We start from the raw sequence: 18,746 nt of genomic DNA on the forward strand, positions 1-18,746 counted from the left end.
GAGCAGGCGCGATTCCCCGCACCGGGTGCATGTCCACCGGGCGCAGGCCACCGGGTGCACGACCGCGACCACCGCGAGGCACCGGGGTGCACCGCACCCGGGGTGCACCCGGGCCACCCAAACCCGGCGACGTCAGCCGCCAGGCCGCCTAGGATGCCCGCACCCGGCCCCCGCGACCAACCGCACCCGCCCTGGGCACACAGCACCCACAACCGCGAAGCGTGCGCACCCGCCCGCACCCCAGGAACCGCCCCCGAGGTGCGCCCGCACCCCAGGTGCGGATGCGCCTGAACCGCTCCCCACCAGCCCGCCACAGAGCCCCTCAGAACCTTCGTCCCACACAAATCCCGGAGGGAGAAAACATCCGCCGCACCCCGGCAGCCGAGCCCGCGGCAACACGCGTACCGCCCACGCCCGGCCGCCCTGACCCTGTAGATCGAGATGCTTTGCTCTATCGATATACAGTCGCCCTCGCTGGCTCGCGGCTCGTGTGCCCCCTGGCCTGCGGTGGGCCCGATGGAAGGGGCGTCGCATCCAAGGGCCGAGGGGGAATCGGCCCCCGAATCGCATAGGGAAACGACGGGGGGAATGCCAGCGAGCCACTTGCGACCAATCCACACGCCGACGCACGTCAATCCCCGGACTGTCCTTCGCCGTCAACAGGCAAAGTCAAGGCGATCCAGGCTGCCTTTGTGACCCCCGACCGGCGGTATCCCCAGGCTCCTCTGGTCAGTTCATGCACAATGTACAAGCCCCGCCCGCGCTCCGACAACAGCGTGCACAACGCTTCCAGACCGCTACCCCGCCCCTCCCGTACTGGAGTAAGCAAAGCATCCACCGCAAAGGACGGAATCTCCGGATCGTTATCCACCACTTCGCAAATGACGTCCGTTGCCGTTCGGCGCAACGTCAGCTCATACGGCCCCACCGCGTGCTCGACGGCGTTCGCCACCAATTCCGATACGGCCAGCACGGCATCGCTCACCGCCTCGCCGTCGTACCCCAGACCACTCAGGGCATTTTCCAAGGCGGCCCGGGCACGAGCAAGAGCCCCCGGCTCCCCACCATGCCAGTGCCACAGCACGACTGATGCGCCGTCCGACATGCTCGGCGTATTCATCGGTGCCCCCTCCGAACCGCGTGACGCCCACGCCGGGAACAGCGATGTCGACCCCTACCAGGTCCTACGACAGCCCACATCCCGGGCAGCGCAAGCGGCCCGCCGGCCATGAGACAGAAACCGAGCAGAGCAGATGTGACCAGAACCGGCACCGCCACAACGGCCTCCAGGGGGATCGCGACCAGAATGCGACCACCACACCGTCGACCTCACCAAGAGCGGAACCGTCCTCCCACCAGAACTTTCGTACGCAATGGGACGCTCTCTCAGCCCTAAAAAATTCCCCAGTGGTCCGCGAGCTTTTCGCCCGGCCAGGTCAACTCCCGGAATTCCAGATTCGCAGACGAGCTCACGCTGTTGCGCCCGCCCGAGTTGAATCAGCGCGTATCCGGCCTGGCAGTCGAGGTGGTTCTCAGTGAGGAAATACATCCACCGAGGCTCGTCCCCACTGCCGCGCCGCTCGATCAGCTCCCGGGCCGCCCCACGCGTGCGGGCGAAGTCGGTGGTGCGGCCGGCGGTCGCGTACGCGTAAGCCAAACGAGACAGGACCGAGGCCCGCACGGCGATGGGGGCCGCGTCGCCAGCCCGGCGGGCGGCTTCACCGAGGACGATGGCGTCAGCGGGATGGCCCCGGCTGGCTGCCTGGAAGGACAGGTCGGCCAGGATATGCGCGCACAGCGACAGGTCATTGACCTGGTGGGCGGCTCGCAGGGCGGTCACGAAATACCGCTGAGCCATTCCATGGTCAGCGGCATCGAAAGCCATCCATCCGGCGAGCTGGCCGATCTCGGCCAGCGCCCGGACTAGGCGGGTTGCGACGTCGGTCGAATGGCCGCCTTCATGGATGAGCAGGCCCACGGCCCGGAACTACGCTCCGACGTAGGGCAGGTGACGGGCACCACCGTGTTCGTCGTCGAGCAGTTGGAGTAGGGGCAGGTTCTGTTCCACCTGCTCCACGAGCGGATCCGCTCCCAGCCCTGTCGCGATGCGCGGTGTGTACGTCCCACGCCCGGCCGTGCCATCGAGGTACTGGGCTACGACAGCGGTCAGGCCAGAGCTCGAGATCGCCAGGAAGCGTCGCCGGTCGACGAGTCCTCCCAGCACCCAGTCCTCCACGATCTGTCCCAGGCCCTGGACCGTCCAGGGACGCGCGAGATCGGTGTCGGCCGGAACAAGCATCGGGGATTCCCCCGCCCGGCCCTGCCAGAGCTCGGCCACCGATATGGCCCGGCCCAGTTCCTGGGATAGCACATAGGCGGCCATGGCGGGCAGTGGCGAACGGGGCAGGGCACCCGCGTCTCGCCAGTGGTACGGGGCCGTCTCGGCCACCGTGCCCACGCCGAACACCCGGTTCAGTTTGCGGGCCAGCGCCTTCGGGCTCCAACCGAGCTCGTCCAGGCACGCGGTGAGCACGGTGTTCGGTTCCCCCGAGCGCACCCCCATGGCTCATCACAAGCCTCTGCCCAGAGTTCTGAACGAAGGCTTGCGCAACGACTGCGAGATCGCTAGGTCAGCCTGCAATGGGACCTGTAACGCATGCGGCGTAGCTCTGGGCGATGCCGACACCCTGGTTGCCCCACGGGGCAGCGCAGGGAATGTCGACGACGGCAAGGGGGCGCTAGCGGAGCCCACGAGCTGAGTTGCCGTGTTCGCGACAACTGGCGCCGCGCTGTCTACGCCGAAGCCGCTTGGCACCGGGTCCGCGCTGGCAGTCGTACCGCTACCCAGGATTGCGGCGCTGGCCAGCAACGCAACTGCACTGAACTTTCTTCCACGCAGCCCTCGACGGCCTGTTCTGCCTGGGCGGCCAGCTGGCGTCACGGAGCGCCACGACTGCTGCTCGGGCCTGGGCCGGCCTCCCAGCCGCCCAACCCAGCACAGCGGTCGCCGACGGATCTCGACACGTCCCCTAAACAGCCCGCACAACATGCAGGACACCTCACTTCCAGGGACGATCACCTGGACAGAACAAAGAGGGTATCTACCGCCGGAGAGAATGATGTCGGACCAACAGGACAACGGATTGCCCGCAGATCAGCGGGGTAATAATCCAGACTCGGCGAAGGATGGCACCCTCAGCCATATTGACGATATCTTGCAAGATAATTCTGAAGATTTCGTGCGCAGCTTTGTGGAACGAGGCGGCCAAGGATGGTCCGCTTTCCTCGATCCGCAGTTTTACGCGTTGGCAGCTGCCCATGGGGTTATCTCGGGCGCCACATGGGCAGCGTTCAAGAGTGCAATGACACGAGTCCTGCGGTCATTGCATATGGTTCGGGCACACCTGGATTTGACCACCGAAGGAACTCTCGACCCTCAACTTGAACAGCAACTCCACATTGCCTGGAACAGAACCAGAAAACTGATCCAAGGAGAATCGATCGAGCACTCAATGGATGAGGCGACAGCCTTTCATTGGACAGTCTTTGCCATGGAACTGGAAAGCGAATTAAAGACCGTCAAACTGCGCGATGACCACTACCAGATCATCGCTAGGATGACTGCTGCAACACCAGAGAGCCCGACGCCAAGCCAACTCATCGCACGCATCATCGATGAATGGCTGAGGGAAAATCCTGAAGCTGGAATTGGATTCCCCGACACATAGGCAACCGGGGAGAAAAGGAATCAGTGGTTCACCCTCAGATGACAGGCCCAGCCGAGGGTGAACTACCAAACTCACGCGAAGTCGTTCCTTGCAAGCCAGTCGAGTTCGGGCTCAATCTTCTTGTTCATTTCTTCTTCTTGACCGTAAATACAGCCCTCGTAGACGCGATGGATCACCTCTGGTGAGTTTCCTGCACGGCGGGCCACCTCCGCCACGGGTACTGCCGGCGTTCAACCACGTCGTGATGCAGGTGTGCCGCAGGTCGTAAGGCCGACCGCCGAGGATGAACGCCTGAACCTCCGGCGGGAGTGCGTACTCCCGGGCCTCCCTCCACACGCTCCAGTAAGTGCTGCTCCCCACCAGACCGCCCCGTTCGTTCGTGAAGAGCCGCCCGTCTTTGGCCGTACCGAATTGCTTGAGATGGGCTCGGAGGATCGCCACGAGCGGCCGCGGGATAGGCACTGGCCGATCTTCCTTGGCCTCTCTCGATTTCAGTCCGCGCTTGTCATGGCGCTCCCCGCTATCCGTCCACTTCTTCCCGGAGACAGGGTGTGTGTCGCGCAACGTCAGCACGCCCCATCCCTTCTCGGGCAAGTAGCAGTCAGACTTCTTGAGCCCAACCGTCTCACTCGGCCGCAGAGTGCCTTTGTGAACGCGACCGGCAGATTCCCCAGGCGCCTCTGGTCAGTTCATGCGCGATATGCAAGCCCCGTCCGCGCTCCGACAACAGCGCGCACAACGCTTCCAGATCGCCACCCTGCCCCTCCTCCACCGGAGGAACCACCGCAAAGGACGGAATCCCGGATCGTTATCCCGCCACTTCGCAATTGGCGTTCGATGCCGTGCGGCACAGCCTCAGCTCATACGGCCCCACCGCGTGCTCGACGGCGTTCGCCACCAACTCCGATACGGCCAGCACGGCATCGCTCACCGCCTCGCCGCGTCATACCCCAGACCGCCCAGGGCGTACCTCAGGCCGCTCGGGCACGAGCAGGGCCCCTTTGAGCAGCCCCGAGCGAACGGAAGCTGACCGCTGCTTCAGCTGACTTCTGCCAGCCGACGTTCCATTCCTTCACGTACCGCCACTGCGCGGGGATCTCCGAAGTCGGCAAGCAAACTGAGGGCCTGTGCCCAGGGCCGACGCGCTTCCTGCGGGCTTTCGTCGAGTATGGCCGAGCCCATGCCATCGAGAGCCAGGGCCTGGTGCCACGCATCGCCGAGATCGCGGTGCGCCGACACGGCTTGACGGTAGAAGTCGGCCGCCTCGGCTTGACGCCCGAGTCGGCAGTACACCTCGCCCACGCCCTGCCAGGCCAGTGCCTCTCGGCTGCGGTCCGCGAGGCGTCGGTGCAGCGTGGCGGACCGCTGATAGGAAGTCAGGGCCTCGGGGAACTGGCCCTTCGCCTGCTGGGCATCGCCGAGAGTCAGCAGCCAGAAGCCCTCCAGACGGAGATTGCGGAGGCCAAGGGCGATGTCGAGGGCGTCCTGAGCCAAGACCAAGGCTTCCTCGACATCGCCCTGCTCACGCCGGACGTCGCTCAGCACGCGCAGGATGTTGCCCTCGCCGCGCTGGTTGCTGAGAGCGCGGTGCGCTGCCAGGGCCTGGTCGATGACGGTCGCCGCCTCCGAAAGCCGCCCGGCGCGATAGTGGGTGGTCGCGAGGTTGGACAGCGCGGTGGCGGCCCAGTGGGCGGCGTCCTGCTCCTGGAAGCCCGCAATGGCCTGCTCGAAGAAGCGGGCAGCGGCGTCGAGTCGTCTGCTACGGAGGTGATTGAGCCCGATCAGGTTGAGCGAGCGTGCCTCGCCCAGGCGGTCACCCAGGTCGCGCCGGATCGTCAGCGCTGTCTCGTGGCATTCGAGACTCTCAGCCGGACGGTTGATACGGGTGTAGGCCATGCCGAGCCAGGTGAAGAGTACGCCTTGCGCGCCGCGTTCACCCAACCGTCCCGCCGCCTCCAGTCCGATTCGACCCACAGCCGGCCAGCTCGCGCCTGAGACAGAAGGAAACTGCGCATTCCACAGGACTGCCGCTAACTGCCACGACAGCCGGTCATGCCCTGCATCGGTCGCCGTGCGTACTGCCTGGAGGAGGTTGGCGTGCTCCCGCTCGGCCCAGTCCACGGCGGCGTCGTAGTCGGGGAATGTCAGTGGGCTGACATCGGCCGGGGCAGGGGTGAGGGTCAGGCGGTCCTCGGCGGGGTTGATCCAGCTCTGCGCGGCATCGGCGGTGTGCAGGTACCACTCCAGCACCCGGCCCAGGGCTGCCTCCCGCTCGGCAGGCGGCTCCTCTTGCTGGGCCTGGTCAATGGCGTATGCGCGCAGCAGATCGTGGAACTGGTAGCGGTCCGGGGCGGTCTGTTCCAGCAGGTGAGCCGCGACCAGAGAGTCCAGCAGCTGCCGGGTCCGACTGCTGCTGGCCGCCCCGGCCAGGGCCTCGGCGGCGTGCAGCCCGAACTCGGGTCCGGGGTGCAGGCCGAGCAGGCGGAACAGGCGGGCGGCCTGCTCGGACAGAGCGCGGTAGGACCACGCGAACACGGTGCGGACTGCTTCGGCTTCCTCGTCGTCGCCCGTGCTGAGGGCGTCCCAGAGGGCAGATTCGTCGCGCAGGTCGGCGATCAGGTCGGCCAGCCGCAGGTGGGGGTGGCTGGCAGCGCGTTCCGCGGCTATGCGCAGCGCCAGTGGAAGCCGTGCGCACAGCTGGGCGAGTTCGGCGAGCTGCCGCTCGTCGTCCACCGGCCGGTACCCGGCGGTGACGGCCCGCAGCAAGGCGACCGCTTCCGGCTCCGGCAGCACGCCGAGCGTGAGTCGGCGGGCCCCGTCACGGATGGCGAGGCCGGACAGGCGGCTGCGGCTGGTCACCAGCACCAGGCTGTGCGCGCTCCCGGGCAGCAACGGCCGCACTTGGCCGACGGTGGCCGCGTTGTCCAAGACGACCAGCACCCGGCGGTCGGCCAGCAACGAACGGTACAACGCGGCAGCAGCATCGAGGTCCTGCGGTACAGCATCGGCCGGGACGCCGAGAGAGGTCAGAAAGCGGTGCAGGGCTTCACGTGCCGCGACCGGCTCTCCGGGGTCGTAGCCGCGCAGATTGGCGTACAGCTGGCCATCCGGGAAGCGCTCCCGGACCTGGTGTGCCCAGCGCAGTGCCAGCGATGTCTTTCCTGCGCCGGCGGTGCCGGCTATCACGTATACCGAGACGACGAGTGGACCGCCGTCCTCGCTGGTGAGAACGGCGTTCAGCTCGCCGAGCTCATCGGTGCGGTTGACGAACCCGCGTACGTCAGCCGGTAACTGGCGTGGGATGGGGCTGGTGGAGCTTCCCGGATCCGACTTGCCCTGCGTGTGGAAATGGACGCCTCCGTGGACATTCCTCGCCTGGACGACGTCACGTGAGGATCCCGACAGCTCTGAATGGGTGCTTCTGGAGTGCTTGTCCCCTCCGCCTGGCGCGGCGATCGGCCTACTCCCTTCCTGCGCTCAGCGTCGGCGGGTCAAGGTGCGCCACCTCACGGTCGAAGTAGGAGATCACATCTTCACCCGCCGCGTAGAGCGCCTTGATGTAGTTCTCCCAGCGCGTCACAAGATCATGGTCGGTGTAGCGGATCGCACCGTTCGCAACTCCTGTCTCGGTGTACAGGACCTGGAAGAGGGTACGGCTGCCGAGCACGACCACTTCCGGGAGCAGGCAGGTGCTCTCCGAGGCGGCCACCCGTTCGGCGGGGACGGCCCTGATCCTCTGCCCGCACTGCGCACGCTGCCGCTGAGAGTGGAGTTCCCACTGCACATACGGTGTCAGCGGCTTCTCAATCACGCGCACACGGTGAAAGGCATAACCCCTGCGCGCCTCCGCCTGAGCGGCCGCGGCCAGGCTGTCGCGCCGGGCAGCGAGAAGCCGCAGCGCCTCATCCCAGTCGCCCCGCCGCAGGGCGTCCCGGCTCGGACTGCCCTGCTCCTCAAAGTGCTGCCGACGCTCCAGCTTCCAGGAACTCCCGTCACGGATCGCTTCTTCACGTTCCCGGAAATCCTGTTTGTAGGCGGTCCGGGGCAGCCGTTCACCCTGCTCGGGAACGAGGACCGGGGCAAGGAGATCAAGCATCCGGGATGTCCTTCTTCGCCGCGCTGAGCATGTTCCCTGGGATGACAACCAGCCGCTCATCCGGACTGAGGTTCACGCCCTGCGGCAGACGGGTGCGGTAAACGGCTGTCAGATCCCTGCCGATCACAGCAACATCGCCATTGTCGAGCTGCCAGATGTCCGGGCACTCGTCATTGCCATCGGAGTTCCCCAGCTCTTCGGCTGATCTCCCCAGCCGACGCTCGAATAACGCGGACGGGTCAGCCTCCCAGGCACGGGCCATGTCTGCCTCCGGTCGAGGTGGTCGAGCGCGCTACTGGATACACAGTGTAGCTAGAGCTGTACCCAAAGGTGAGAGCGTTGCGCCACGGCCGTCACGCAGATGGTCACCACCGGCAGCGGCGGCCCTGTCGACGGTGGCAGGGGCGATAGTTGGCGTGCGCTGCAGTCTCCCGGTGCCCCGGTGCCCCGGTGACAGCCGGTCCCGGTGCTACACCTGGCCGTTAGGATTTCCCTTCGGGCCATCCGCTCCGGGGCAGCCGGCCAGGGGATCAGGAGTGGAGGCCGCGGCTCGTGGATGAGAAGAGGCGGGGACAGCGCATGCGTGAAGGCCGGTGGACCACGGTCACCGAGTCCGAGTTCGACCATGAGCGCCGCGGCCTGGAAGCCATCCGCAAGCAGCTTCCCGACGCCGAACCATGGCGAGCATGGTCCAATTTCACCTTCACCTCACACGCCGGGCACGTTCGCGAGGTAGATCTGCTCGTCATCGCACCGAGCGGCGTCTTAGTAGTTGAGCTGAAGGAGTGGCACGGCTCGGTCAGCAGCGAGTACGGCACCTGGGTGCAGACCACCCCGGGTGGCCGCCGCGTCCCGCACGGAAACCCGCTGCATCTGGCCAACAAGAAGGCCAAGGAGCTGGCCGGGCTGCTCAGGCAGCAGTTGCCGTCTCACCAGCACCGTCGGCAGGTGTGGGTCGGTGAGGCCGTCTGTTTCACGGACGCCTCGCTGCGAATCCAGCTCCCGCCCAACGACCAGAACGGTGTCCACACAGTCGCCCAACTGGTCGAGATGCTGAAACAGCCGCCGCGAGACGAACGGCACCGCATCGATGCCAGCCGCTCCCGCGAGATCAAGACCTCCCTGGAGCGCATCGGCATCCGCCGCAGCGACGCCGAATACCGGGTCGGCCCTTATCTCCTGGATCGGAAGGCCTTCGACACCGGCCCCACCTGGGCGGACTACCTCGCCCGCCACGAGGAGTTGCCCGAGTCGGCCCGGGTCCGCGTGTACGTGCGCGAGCGCGGCTCGGATATCTCCCTGCGGGAGTCCGTCGAGCGCGCCGCCCGCCGCGAGGCCGCGATACTCCAGCGCTTCAAGCACCCCGGCGCGGTAGAGCTCAAGACATACGACGCCTCCGGGCACTCCGCCGGCCCCGCCCTGGTCTTCGACTACCATCCGCAGACCCTGCGGCTGGACGAGTATCTGGTCCAGTACGGCGACAAGCTGGACATCCTCTCCCGGATGGCGCTGGTCCGGCAGCTCGCCGAGACGATGCGGTCCGCGCACTCCAGCCGGATCCACCACCGGGCGCTGGCCGCCCGCTCCGTCTACGTCCTGCCCCGCAATCGCGGCCCCAGGGGGCAGGCGGTCGGCGAGGAGGCGGCCTGGCTCAATCCCCACCTCCAGATCTCCGACTGGCAGATCGCCACCCAGCGCGGCGGCAGCCAGGGCGGCACGGCTCCGGGATCGACCCGGCTCGCCCCGACGACGCTCTCGCTGAAGCACCTGTCCGAGGGCTCGGACCCGTATCTCGCGCCGGAGCTGACCGCGCTCAATCCCGACCCGGTGTTCCTGGACGTGTACGGCCTCGGCGTCCTCACCTACCTCCTGGCCACGGGGAAGCCCCCGGCCGCGAGCCAGGCCGAACTGCGCGCGCGGTGGGAAGCGCGCGAGGGCCTGCGCCCTAGCTCCGTGGTGGACGGCCTGTCGGAGGACATCGACGAACTGGTGCAGGCCGCCACGGCCTACCGGCCCGAGCAGCGGCTCTCCACGGTGGACGAGTTCCTGGAGATGCTGGAGCTGGTCGAGGACGGCCTCACCGCCCCGGTCGGCGTCCCGGCCGCCACCCCCGAGGCACCGGAGAAGGATCCGCTGGAAGCGGTCGCCGGGGATGTCCTGGCCGGCCGCTGGGAGGTCCGCCGTCGCCTCGGCACGGGTTCGACCAGCCGGGCCTTCCTCGTACGGGATCTCGAGGCGGAGGCTCGCAGGACCCGCCCGCTGGCCGTGCTGAAGATCGCCCTCTCCGACAACCGGGGCGAGATCCTCAAGCGCGAGGCCGACGTGATGCGCGACCTGCGCCCCGATTCCCGGATCATCCGCCTCGTCGAGCCGCAGCCGCTGACCCTCGGTGAACGCACGGTTCTCGCCCTGGAATACGTGGGTGATGAACGGGAGGAGAACCCCGACGAGGCCGGGACCGCGGGGCGCAAGCGGCGCCGCGAGGAGACGGTGGCCCGCCAGCTCCGGGAAGGCGGCCGGCTCCAGATCGACCAGTTGGAGGCATACGGCGACTATCTCTTCGGCGCCGTCGACTTCCTGGAGGGCGAGAGCGTCTGGCACCGCGACATCAAGCCGGACAACATCGCCATCCGCATCCGCCCGAATCGCACCCGCGAGCTGGTCCTGATCGACTTCTCGCTGGCCGGCTACCCGGCGAAGAACCACGAGGCGGGCACGGACGGCTACCTCGACCCCTTCATCGGCACCCTGACCCGTACGGCCTACGACTCGCACGCCGAGCGGTACGCGGTCGCGGTCACCCTCTATGAGATGGCGTCGGGCGAGCTGCCCAAGTGGGGCGACGGCTCGGTCCTGCCCCGCGACACCGACCGGAAGGATTTCCCCCACCCGGCCATAGTCGCCGACGCGTTCGACCCCGCCATCCGCGACGGCCTGGTCCGCTTCTTCCGCAAGGCCCTGCACCGGGACGCCTCCCAGCGCTTCCCCGAGCTGAAGCCGATGCGGGACGCCTGGAAGAAGGTCTTCCTCGACGCGGCGCAGACCGCGCCGTCCAGCCACCGCTCCCGCCACCCCGAGAAGACCCCCGACGCGGGCCCGCCCGGTCTGGGCGTGGCCGAACCTCTCACCGCCGAGCAGCAGCGCGAGGAGCTGGCCAGGCAGGTCACCCGCGACACCCACCTGTCAGCCGCCGGCCTGACCCCCGCCGCCGAGTCCTTTTTGTACGGCCTCCAAATCACCACCGTCGGCCAGTTGCTCGACTACAGCCGCCGGAAGCTGGTCAACGCCCCGGGCCTCGGCGCCAAGACCCGCAGCGAAGTGCAGCGCCGCCAGCGTCAGTGGGGCGAACTGCTGCGCGAGGCACCCGTCTCACCGCTGACCCCGAAAGGCCGGGCCGAAGCCAAGGAGGAACTGGCGCAGCTCAGCGCGGCCGAGTCCGCGCTCCTCGGCGCCCTCGCCGAGGATGGCAGGCTCTCCGACGCGTCGCTGCGTTCGATCAGCCTCGACACGCTGGCCACCTTCCTCGTGCCGGAGCTCAACAACAACGGCTCCAACCGCAACAAGGTGGAGATGGTCCAGCTTCTGCTCCGGCTGCCGAACGATCATGGTGACCTCCCGGGCATCGGGGTATGGCCCAAGCAGAAGGAGGTAGCGGACAAGCTCGGCCTGTCCGCCGGCCGCATTCCGCAAATGCTCAAGGAAGAGCGCAAGCGGTGGAAGAAGCACCCGGCAGTGTCGGCCCTCCGCACGGAAATCACGGAACTGCTCGCGGAACTCGGACGCGTCGCCCCCGCCGTCGAGATCGCCGACGCGTTGGTCGTACGCCGCGGCACGCAGCTGCGCGGGGAGCAACGGCGCCGCGCCCTCGCGCTGGCCGCGGTGCGCGCGGTCGTCGAAGTCGAACAACTCGACCCTGAGGCGGCCGAGTTCCAGCACCAGGCCAACCGCAAAGCCACCGAGGAGTCGCTGGAAGCGGGCCTGCTCGCCCTGGACGTGCGCGAGGACGACGCCCCCGACACCCCGACCGCGCCCGCCCTGCTCGACTACGCGACGCGGCTGGGCCGCACGGCCGACCGCCTCAGCCGCCAGGAGACGCTGCCCACCGCCGCCACCGTCCTCACCGAACTGGGCGCCCTCACCCCGCCGCCCGGAACCCTCGAATGGGACGAGCGCCGCCTGGTGGAGCTCGCCGCCGCCGCCTCACAGAACGCCGCGGCCACCCCCCGCCTGGAGATCTATCCGCGGAACCTGCCGCTGGTACGCGCCCTGCGGCTCACCCAGGCCGGTCTGGTGCCCTGGATCCCCGGCGTCCCGGACGAGCAGCAGCCGGGCCTGCCCGCGGGGGACGTCCACGAGCGGGTGCGGGCGCGCTTCCCCGAACTGATCGTCGAGGACGGCCGCGGCGGCACGACCCACGAGCTGCCCACGGGCGCCCGCCTGACCAAGGCTCTGTGGGATGCCGGCTTCGACTTGAAACTGGCCACCCGCGAGCCCATGAAGACGCTGCGATACCTGCCCGCGCACACGGACAACGAGTCCAGCTATATGACCACCGGCGCCGTGCGCCGCGCCACTTCGCTGGGCACCGCCACCCGGTACGCGGACGATCCGCGGGTCGCGTCCGCCGCACGCGCCGAAGAACTCCTGGCCGCCTCCGCCCGACGCGACGGCTACCGCATCCTGACCGTACGCCACGGGCTGACCCGCGACGCCGTAAGCGAGTTGACGACCCCGCGCATCGGCGCCCGGGAGGTTTCGGTCACCGTTCTCTTCCTCAAGGCTTTGCACGCGCTGGTGCCGCCTGGCACCAAGCCGACCTGGGAGACGCTGCTCAAGGCAGACGCGGCCGAGCCCGGCTCACGCGGCGCGCTGAAATTCACCGAGTACGCGCGGACGGCCTGGGGCACGGTGGAGCCGCAGGTACGCGAACTGCTGACGAACGGCTCGGGTGGCACTGCACCGGTGCTGCTCACGGAGGCCGCGGTGTTGGCCCGCTACGACGCGATGGGCGTCCTCGACCGCCTCGCCGAGGCCGCCCGGCACGGCGGGCACGGCCTGTGGCTGCTCGTCCCACAGGGGGACCCGGCGCGCGAGCCGAAGCTCGGCCAGGTCGCGGTGGCGTACCAGGCGGGGCTGGGCGAATGGATCGAACTTCCCGACTCGTGGGTGGAGAACGCCCACCGCTCGGGCACAGGCGCAGCCGCACCAACCGAGGGAGACGGTTAAGTGATCGACCGATCAGCGCTGTTGGACGATCTGAAGAAGCAGGTCAAGACAGTCGAGGCCGACTTACACAAGCAGGTCAAGGCGGTCACGGAGGTGGAGCTGCGGCTGCGCGCCGAGTACGGCCGGGCGCGCGAGCTGGGCCGCACAGCGGCCACCTGGAACTCCTGGCTGGACGAGCGCGTCACCCAGGTCGCCGTCGCGTGGGTGCTGGGCACGGTCTTCGTCCGCTTCTGCGAGGACAACCGCCTGATCCCCGAGCCCTACGTCACGGCCCCCGAGGAGGACCGCCGCGACCTGGCGCTCGCGCGCTACGAGGCGTACGTCGAGCGGGATGTCAACCCGACGTATCGTGGCTGGCTGCTGCGTGCCTTCGCTGAACTCGGCGACGGCCAGGCCGGGCGGCTGCTGTTCGACGAGCGGCACAACCCGCTGTACCAGATCCCGCTCTCGCACGACGGCGCCCGCGGGCTGATCGAGTTCTGGCGGGAGCGGGACGAGTCGGGCTCGCTGATTCACGACTTCACCGACCCGTTGGACGTGGATGAGGACGGTACGGCGGACGGCACGACGGGCTGGGACACGCGTTTCCTGGGCGATCTGTACCAGGACCTCAGCGAAGCCGCACGGAAGACGTATGCGCTGCTTCAGACACCGGAGTTCGTGGAGGAGTTCATCCTCGACCGGACCATGAACCCGGCGGTTCGGGAATTCGGGTATGACGGCCTGAAGATGATCGACCCGACGTGTGGGTCGGGCCACTTTGTGCTCGGGGCTTTCCGGCGGCTCGTACGGCTGTGGGCCGACGGCCAGCCGGGACGGGATGTGCACGAGCGGGTGCGGGCAGCGCTGGACTCGGTGCACGGGGTGGACGTCAACCCGTTCGCGGTGGCTATCGCGCGGTTCCGGTTGCTGATGGCGGCAATGGCAGCGGCGGACATCCGGACGCTGAGGGAAGCCGGGAAGTACGAGTGGCCGATACACCTGGCTGTGGGCGACTCGCTGATCAAGGCACGGCAGACCGAGATAGGCATACGCGGGACGAAGGGGCAGGACACCCTGGAGTTCACCACGGATGAGAAGGACGAGCTAGCAGAGTTCTCGTACGCCACGGAGGATATGCAGGAGCATCCGAAGATTCTGGAGCCGGGGCGTTATCACGTGGTGGTAGGGAATCCGCCGTACATTACAGTGAAGGACAAGAAGCTCAACTCTATTTACCGGGAACTTTACAGTTCCTGCTTTCGCGAATATTCACTATCCGTACCCTTCGCCCAGCGATTCTTCGAGTTGGCCAAGATTGGCGATACCCAAGGGCGCGGCTACGGGATGGTCGGCCAAATCACGGCGAATTCTTTCATGAAACGAGAGTTCGGAAAGAGGCTTATCGAGAGCTATTTCCGCGACCGCACTGAACTGACGGAGATCATCGATACCTCCGGCGCCTACATTCCAGGGCACGGCACCCCGACAGTAATACTAATCGGAAAAAGCTGCGGCGAGGCCGCAAGGGCAGCAACAGTGCGCACTGTACGCGGAATTCAAGGAGAGCCTGAAATACCGGAAGACCCTAGCAAGGGCTTGGTATGGCAGGCTATACGCAGGCAGGTTCGCATCGGAGAATCGGAAAGCGACTGGATTTCCGTAAGCGACACCCCCCGAGAGGCCATGTCCACCCATCCCTGGAGTCTCTCCGGTGGCGCAGCCGTAGACACTATGCAAAAACTGGAAGAAAGCGGGAAAAGCCTCAAGCAGGTAACGGAGGTCATCGGCCTTTCTATAGTCACAGGCGAAGACTCTGCCTTCGAATTCGCGAAAACAATATCTATCGACCGAAGGGGAGTCCCCCTCTCTATGGCGGCAGATGGGCAACGAATTCGCGACTGGACGCTGCAAGCGCCCACGTGGCTCGCAAACCCGTACACAGACAGCTTCTCTCTCGGCGAGGGAGGGGCAAACGAGCTGCTCTTGAAGTTTCAGTGGTCGATTAGACGCGTGCTGGAATTGCGAAAGAGGTTTAGCGTAACTCTGCTGGAGCGCGGCGTCCCCTGGATTGAGTGGCGGGAAGTCTACCGCTCACGTTTGTCTGCCGCGAAGCTGATCGCTTTCCCCCTTGTGGCCACACATAACCACTTCTACTTCCAGCGGGACGTCATCCCCTCCAAGCATTCGGTCACTGTCATAAAGCTCCAGGAGGGTGCAAGCGACGAAGAACATCACCGACTGCTTGGACTACTCAACAGCTCCACCGCCTGCTTTTGGCTTAAGCAGGTCAGCCACAACAAGGGCAGCACTATTGACACAAAAGGTGCCCGCCAGTCGACTACCCCATTCGAAGACTTCTACGAATTCACCGGAACCAAGCTTCAGGAATTTCCCGTTCCTGCCAGTTATCCCACTTTACTTGCCGCCGCGCTGGACGCCCTGGCCCAAAAAATTGCCTCCACGACCCCTACAACGGTCGCGGGGAAGGTCCTCCCCACCCTCGCTGCCCTCCGCCAGGCAAGCACAGATTGGCATTCTGTCCGCGCCCAGATGATCGCGCTTCAGGAGGAACTGGACTGGCAGGTCTACTCGATCTACGGTCTTCATTCCGAAGACCTGCGAATGTCAGAGGACCCCAACGGCCCCGACATCCCCGAAATCAACCTCGGCGAGCGAGCCTTCGAGATCGTGCTCGCGCGCAAGGTCGCCGCAGAAGAAGCCAGCGACGAGTGGTTCAAACGGCACGGCTCCGCGCCGATAACCGAAATCCCCGCTCACTGGCCCGCCGCCTACCGCGATATCGTCCAGAAGCGGATCGACGCTATCGAGTCGAGCCGCGCCATAGGGATGATCGAGCGGCCGGAGTACAAGCGGCGGTGGGCAACCGAAGGGTGGGACACGCTCCAGGAGAAGGCGCTAAGGAGCTGGCTGCTCGACCGGATCGAGAACCGCGACTACTGGTTCGACGAGAACGACATGCCACGCATCACCACGTTGTCGTGGCTCACGGACGCGCTCTCGCGTGACGAGGACTTCGTATCGGTCGCCAAGATCTATGCGCCCCGCAAGGAACTGCCCGCCATCATCGTCGAGTTGCTGACCGACGAGCACGTGCCATGCCTCCCCGCCCTGCGCTACAAGCCGTCAGGGATGAAGAAGCGGCTGGACTGGGAGCACGTCTGGGACATGCAGCGGCAGGAGGACGCGGCTCTCGACGAGCCGATGAAGCGGAAGATTCGCGACTCAATCCCCATACCGCCGAAGTACACCTCGGCTGATTTCCTACGACCTTCCTACTGGAAGGCGCGCGGTAAGTTGGATGTGACCAAGGAGCGGTTCATCTCGTACGGGCAGGCCAACGCGGCCACACCCACCCTGTACGGCTGGGCTGGCTGGGACCACCAGGAGCAGGCGTACGCCCTGCTCGCGTACATCGCCTCGCACGAGTCGATGAGCTCCGAGGAGCTGACCCCCTTCCTCGCGGGCCTGCTGGAGCTCCAGCCCTGGCTGGACCAGTGGCACGACGGCTTTGACCCGATGTTCAGCGGCTCCCCTGCCGCCTACTTCCGCGGTGAGCGCCAAGTGGAGCAGGGCAGGCATGGCCTGACCGACGACGACCTGCGCGCATGGCGTCCGGCCGCTGCCACCCGAGGACGCCGGGCAGCCAAAAAGTAGTCCGGCCCTGTGCTGTAAGTGGCTCCCGCGATCAGCAGATCGCGGGAGCCACCACGGTTCTAAGAGCTCAGAGCGCGAGCTGGTCGGCCTTGACGACGGACACGAAGGCCGTCCAACTCTCCGACGGGAACACAAGGGCTGGACCTTGCGGGTTCTTGCTGTCACGCACAGCGAGAACTCCGACGAAGTCGTCGCAAGTTTCGACGCACGCGCCACCATCCGGGTTGCTGTAACTGCTCTTGCGCCAGGTGGCCGCGCTCAGATTGATGGATCGCACGGTGCTTCCTCCAAGGTGCGCAGGATGATCTTCCGCGACTCGGCCGGGGACAGCGCCAGGTCGCGCAAAGCATCGTAGGCACGTTGCGCCCTCTCGATCGCCGGATATTCCTCGACGAGTTCACCGCCTTGCGCGTGCTCGCGGTACACCACCGTGTATCCGTCCGCCATCCGCAGGAACCAGACGTCAGTACTCACCAACCCATGCGGCCCCGCCGCGAACGGCAGCACCTGCACCGCCACATCCCGCCGCTCCGCCACCTCCGCCAGGTACTCAAGCTGCCCCCGCCACTCCCCCGCGTCCCTTAGCGGCGTCCGCAGCACCGCCTCCGAGAGGATCGTGCGGAACGACGGCGCGTCACTGCCCGCTAGCAGTTCCCGGCGGCCCATCCGGGCCTCCACCTGCTGCTCCAGCTCATCGCCCTTGAGGCCGCCCGCCGCCAGCACCTCCCGCGCGTACCCGGGCGTCTGGAGCAGCCCCGGCAGCACGCTGACCGCGAAGTGCCACAGGCTCACCGCCTCCGCCTCCAGTGCCATGTAGCGCCGGTACCGCTCGCGGAACTGCGTGTGGTCGCCGGCCGCCAGCTCCCACAGGGCGAGCAGTAGGCCAGGCGTTCCGTAGTACGTGTCGAGCGCCTGGACGACCTCGGGCCCGCCGAGTGATTCGCCCTTCTCCATCTTTCCGAGCAGGGACCAGTCCCAGCCAAGTCGCTCGCCCAGCTGACGCAGGCTCACCCCCTTCTCCGCGCGCAGGGCGCGCAACTCCTCGGCGAAGCGCCTGCGAGGCTCCTGACTCCGTCCTGTGATCGCTCTTCTTTGCGGCATGGCGCGTCCCCTCCGTGAGCTCCGGTGGCATGTGGCAGGTGTGGAAGGACGGCCGTCCCACGGGGAAGGACACGCCGTCGTCGCCGCGCGTGCCCCTCCACCTGAGTCCATCCTCGTAACCCAACCACCACGCACGGTAATTCACCGAGCGCGCTCTCATCATGAAATCTCCTGAAAAACCGCTAAAAGCAGAAGAAGTAGAGCATGGCCACTTCTCATCCATCCGCGAGGCACAAGATCCAGGAGGCAGTCCAGGCCCGCGACGCACTCGCCGCCGCGCTCACCCAGGCGGGCATCCAGCTCCCCGCCATGGATGTCCGCACCCCGTGGAACGGGGACCTGGACGAGTCCGTCGACGGAACCGGAAACGAACCCGGAAACGAACCCGAGCCCGGATTCCAAGCCGCAACCAGCGCCGAAGCAGAACCCAGGTCGGCAGCCCGGTACGCCCTCGTGCACCTCGGCGTGTGCTCCGCTGCCGTAGCGCACGCCCTGGCCGAAGTGATCGCGAAGGGGGCGGTGCGATGATCAGCGAGCCTGCCACCCCCGTCGGGACTGCCGTCCGCGACACCGTCCGCGACCGGATCGGGCTGGTCGTGGGACATCAGGGTCCGTACCTCCAGCTCCGCCCGCTCAGCGGCGGCCGGGAGTGGGACGTGGACCCGGCACGGGTGGAGCCCGTCGGCTCCGAGGAGTTGCTGCGCGCCCGCGTGGCCGAGGCGAACGCCCGCAGCCGTCAAGGCTCGCCGGGGTAGGCGCCGGAGCGGAAGCCGAGGTGGCAGGGGCGCACGTGCGTCCGGCGAATTCGGCCCTGCCGCACGGCTGTTGACGACCGCGCGTGCCATGCTGTCTACCGGGGGGATTTTCAGACCATCGCCCGGCACTGATGCGTACGTGCACTCGTACGCGAACCCAGGCGTGGACTCCACGCCGTGCCG

General features: G+C 66.9%; 11 protein-coding genes and 2 pseudogenes. 5 read left to right on the forward strand and 8 right to left on the reverse strand.

Annotation, left to right across the window (positions count from 1 at the left end; all coding sequences use genetic code 11):
• Positions 1–631: 631 nt before the first annotated feature.
• Together ACFV2X_RS32230 and ACFV2X_RS32235 are read right to left on the reverse strand one after the other, a co-directional pair.
• Positions 632–1,120: an ATP-binding protein gene (locus ACFV2X_RS32230; RefSeq protein ID WP_385623271.1), complete on the reverse strand. Its 489-nt coding sequence runs from the start codon at positions 1,118–1,120 to the stop codon at positions 632–634.
• Positions 1,121–1,471: 351 nt separating this feature from the next.
• A pseudogene (locus ACFV2X_RS32235) lies at positions 1,472–2,563 on the reverse strand (carph-isopro domain-containing protein); the annotation flags it as partial.
• A gap of 484 nt (positions 2,564–3,047) precedes the next feature.
• On the opposite strand from ACFV2X_RS32235, the gene ACFV2X_RS32240 reads away from it, so the two are divergent.
• Positions 3,048–3,728, forward strand: a complete 681-nt coding sequence (locus ACFV2X_RS32240) for a ubiquitin-like protein Pup (RefSeq protein WP_385623274.1) — start codon at positions 3,048–3,050, stop codon at positions 3,726–3,728.
• Positions 3,729–3,799: 71 nt separating this feature from the next.
• Here the strand turns inward: ACFV2X_RS32240 and ACFV2X_RS32245 are convergent.
• From ACFV2X_RS32245 to ACFV2X_RS32260, 4 genes and pseudogenes are all read right to left on the reverse strand, one after another.
• A pseudogene (locus tag ACFV2X_RS32245) lies at positions 3,800–4,367 on the reverse strand (tyrosine-type recombinase/integrase); the annotation flags it as partial.
• Between the two features lie 399 nt (positions 4,368–4,766).
• Positions 4,767–6,686 (reverse strand): tetratricopeptide repeat protein, encoded by a 1,920-nt coding sequence (locus tag ACFV2X_RS32250; RefSeq protein WP_385623412.1) that lies wholly within the window; start codon positions 6,684–6,686, stop codon positions 4,767–4,769.
• Positions 6,687–7,188: 502 nt separating this feature from the next.
• Entirely contained in the window at positions 7,189–7,824 is a 636-nt protein-coding gene (locus tag ACFV2X_RS32255) for a DUF6879 family protein (protein WP_385623276.1), read from the reverse strand.
• Positions 7,817–8,086, reverse strand: a complete 270-nt coding sequence (locus ACFV2X_RS32260) for a hypothetical protein (protein ID WP_385623278.1) — start codon at positions 8,084–8,086, stop codon at positions 7,817–7,819. Before ACFV2X_RS32260 ends, ACFV2X_RS32255 begins: the two co-directional genes overlap by 8 nt.
• Positions 8,087–8,403: 317 nt before the next feature.
• Here ACFV2X_RS32260 and pglW point away from each other — a divergent pair, with 317 nt between their 5' ends.
• Both pglW and pglX read left to right on the forward strand, forming a co-directional pair.
• The gene (pglW, locus tag ACFV2X_RS32265; RefSeq protein ID WP_385623280.1) at positions 8,404–13,050 is read left to right on the forward strand and encodes a BREX system serine/threonine kinase PglW; all 4,647 of its coding nucleotides are present in this window, start codon (positions 8,404–8,406) and stop codon (positions 13,048–13,050) included.
• On the forward strand, positions 13,051–16,707 hold the full coding sequence (gene pglX / locus ACFV2X_RS32270; RefSeq protein WP_385623281.1) for a BREX-2 system adenine-specific DNA-methyltransferase PglX: 3,657 nt from the start codon (positions 13,051–13,053) through the stop codon (positions 16,705–16,707). It begins immediately after the preceding gene.
• 67 nt (positions 16,708–16,774) lie between these two features.
• Here the strand turns inward: pglX and ACFV2X_RS32275 are convergent, their stop codons facing one another.
• Both ACFV2X_RS32275 and ACFV2X_RS32280 read right to left on the reverse strand, forming a co-directional pair.
• Positions 16,775–16,984: a DUF397 domain-containing protein gene (locus tag ACFV2X_RS32275; protein ID WP_385623283.1), complete on the reverse strand. Its 210-nt coding sequence runs from the start codon at positions 16,982–16,984 to the stop codon at positions 16,775–16,777.
• Positions 16,966–17,808 (reverse strand): helix-turn-helix domain-containing protein, encoded by an 843-nt coding sequence (locus tag ACFV2X_RS32280; RefSeq protein WP_385623286.1) that lies wholly within the window; start codon positions 17,806–17,808, stop codon positions 16,966–16,968. The genes ACFV2X_RS32275 and ACFV2X_RS32280 overlap by 19 nt, the downstream gene beginning before the upstream one ends.
• 204 nt (positions 17,809–18,012) lie before the next feature.
• Between ACFV2X_RS32280 and ACFV2X_RS32285 the strand changes: the two genes are divergently transcribed.
• Both ACFV2X_RS32285 and ACFV2X_RS32290 read left to right on the forward strand, forming a co-directional pair.
• Positions 18,013–18,336, forward strand: coding sequence for a hypothetical protein (locus tag ACFV2X_RS32285; RefSeq protein ID WP_385623288.1), 324 nt, complete (start codon positions 18,013–18,015; stop codon positions 18,334–18,336).
• Positions 18,333–18,563 (forward strand): hypothetical protein, encoded by a 231-nt coding sequence (locus ACFV2X_RS32290; RefSeq protein ID WP_385623290.1) that lies wholly within the window; start codon positions 18,333–18,335, stop codon positions 18,561–18,563. The genes ACFV2X_RS32285 and ACFV2X_RS32290 overlap by 4 nt, the downstream gene beginning before the upstream one ends.
• The last annotated feature ends 183 nt before the right edge of the window (positions 18,564–18,746 follow it).

Source organism: Streptomyces sp. NPDC059679, from assembly GCF_042734105.1.
Taxonomy (GTDB): Bacteria; Actinomycetota; Actinomycetes; order Streptomycetales; family Streptomycetaceae; genus Streptomyces.